Below are 2,279 nucleotides of genomic sequence, written 5' to 3' on the forward strand. Positions count from 1 at the left end.
AGTAGGATTAGTTAAGCAACCATGGCCAGTCGCTGTTTCGGGGTAATGCCGCCCAATGCCATATTTGGACGTTGATGATTGTCCCGCGGGATTCCCTTCGGTCTATTTATACATCCATTGCGTTGCAAACTCCTGAACTTCGTTAATGCTTTCCCAATAATGCTGAGATAGCCACTCATATCTGACGGTACGATTAAAGCGTTCCACATAGGCATTTTGCTGTGGTTTACCTGGCTGGATATGTTGTATGTGGATTTGATGCTTTGCTGCCCATTCCATGAGTCTGCCACTGACGAGTTCGGGCCCATAGTACATGCAGAATGGTAGTCAGCCGCAGCAATTTAAGCCATGCTGGTGATTGCGAGATCATCAATAAGGAGTATTGCTATGGCTGACCACTTAAACAATAAACCCTTTGGGGCATGGATTGCAATCGATATTGCCAAGGACTTTAATGCCGTGTTAAGCGAGACCAAGGCGGGTAAAAGGCAGCATTTTCGGATGGCTAATTCTGCTGCCGATCATGATCGTTTTATTGCTTTTCTAAAGGGCTTACCGCCGCCTTGCATTATTGGGTTTGAGGCAACCGGCAATTACCACCGCGTATTAGGGCATCGCTTGGTAGCGGCGGGGTTTGAAGTCTGTTTTATTTCCTCGGTAGCTAGTGCCCGGTACAGAGAGGTGATGTTCAACTCCTGGGATAAAAATGACCCCAAGGATGCTGCAGTGCTTTTAGAGCTGCTTAAGCAAGGGATTATTCAACGTTATGTTGACCCATTAATTGCAGGGCATCATGATCTCCAAGAGTTATCTAAAACCTACTATCAAGTGACCTTGAGTCGCACGCGCTTACAGCATTCCCTCCTTACCCATTACCTGCCACTATATTTTCCGGAGATGGGTAAATGGTGGAACAGTACTCGCGCAGACTGGTGGATTAATTATCTTTTGCACTTCCCCATCCCTAGCGCAGTAACGAAGCACTCTCAAGAAGCGTTTTGCCAGATTGCCAGCCCTGTCATTGGCCGCAAGGTTAATAAAGCGGCTAAGCTTATTGAGCTCTATGAGACCGCCTTGCATAGCATTGGACTACCTGTTGAGGCAGATTCCTTGGCTTGCAAAACCTTTCAAATACAACTGAGACGCTATCAAGAGATCAATGCTTGTCGCAAGCAATTAGAAGAGACAGCTCAAGCAGTATTGGCCGATAACCCGGATTCTGCCATCTTGCAAAGTGTGCCGGGGATTGGCCCGATTAATGCCCTAACGATTCTGGCGGAAGGCGGGGATCTACGTCGCTTTAGCCATCATCGTCAGTTCTTGAAGTATTGCGGGTTTGATCTAGCCAAAAATCAATCAGGCAACTACCGTGGTCAAGAACAAATCTCTAAACGAGGTAATGCGCGTTTACGTTTGGCGTTATGGATGGCAGTGAACACTGCTATCGCTCAACCAGAAAATTGTTTTCAGCAAAAATATAGCCGCTATATTAAAGGCGCACCGCAGGATAAGGATTTACAACGTAAAGCAAGGACTGCGGTGGCAGCGAAGATGGCGCGTGTAGTGTATGGATTAGTGAAGTCAAAACAGATGTATCAAGGTTACTATGAAAAAGCTTTACCCAGTGGATCGATCCCTCTCTGTAGGGCCGTAGAGGCCGCAAGGACCTCGTAGATAATGTTTGGACCTTCCACTGGGACCTCAGATTGTTTTAAGTAGGGTAAAGACCAAAACGTGAAGTGGCGGATCTTGTGTTAATTATGGTTAATCGGGACCCCTGATTTATTTGTGGAAGTGACCGTTTGGGTATAGACAAGTAGTAAGTTTGATTTTTTTAACTGCAAATTGCAGTTACGGTATGGCTTTGCCTATCGCTGGAAAAAGTTCTTGCATTTAGTACGTTGTCCGCCCGTATAACTGCCGGCTTACCTCGCCAAGCAATGATCTGATCTAAGCTACGAACTACTCGCTCTGCCGGCAATGAGAAGTCCACTTCAATACCTAAGGCTTCACGATTAAAGTCATCAATCACATTAAACAGACGGATACTTCTGCCATCTTGCAACTGGTCATGCATAAAGTGACCGAAGGGAATCCCGCGGGACGATTGACCAGACTTGGTTAATACTCAGCGGCACGACCAATGCATCTGGCTTATCTCGCACCAAACGCTTACGGGGTTTGATGCGCAGGTTGAGCTCAAGCTCGCGGTAAATCCGGTAGATGCGTTTGTGGTTCCATGTGTAGTTCTTGACATTGCGTAGATACAAATAACAAAG

The 2,279-nt window shown here is 46.5% G+C and carries 1 protein-coding gene and 2 pseudogenes; 1 reads left to right on the forward strand and 2 read right to left on the reverse strand.

Features of this window, described 5'->3' with window-relative positions:
* Window positions 1–11: 11 nt before the first annotated feature.
* A pseudogene (locus BOQ04_RS08660) lies at window positions 12–306 on the reverse strand (integrase core domain-containing protein); the annotation flags it as partial.
* A gap of 81 nt (window positions 307–387) precedes the next feature.
* Between BOQ04_RS08660 and BOQ04_RS08665 the strand changes: the two are divergent.
* Window positions 388–1,674 (forward strand): IS110 family RNA-guided transposase, encoded by a 1,287-nt coding sequence (locus BOQ04_RS08665; RefSeq protein WP_083657573.1) that lies wholly within the window; start codon window positions 388–390, stop codon window positions 1,672–1,674.
* 226 nt (window positions 1,675–1,900) lie between these two features.
* Here the strand turns inward: BOQ04_RS08665 and BOQ04_RS08670 are convergent.
* Window positions 1,901–2,279, reverse strand: a pseudogene (locus BOQ04_RS08670) (DDE-type integrase/transposase/recombinase); the annotation flags it as partial.

The organism is Polynucleobacter sphagniphilus (assembly GCF_001953355.1).
Classification (GTDB): domain Bacteria; phylum Pseudomonadota; class Gammaproteobacteria; order Burkholderiales; family Burkholderiaceae; genus Polynucleobacter; species Polynucleobacter sphagniphilus.

Coding starts and splice junctions, on each gene's coding strand:
- BOQ04_RS08665 (WP_083657573.1), top strand. CDS start 388: ATGGCTGACCACTTAAACAATAAACCCTTTGGGGCATGGATTGCAATC.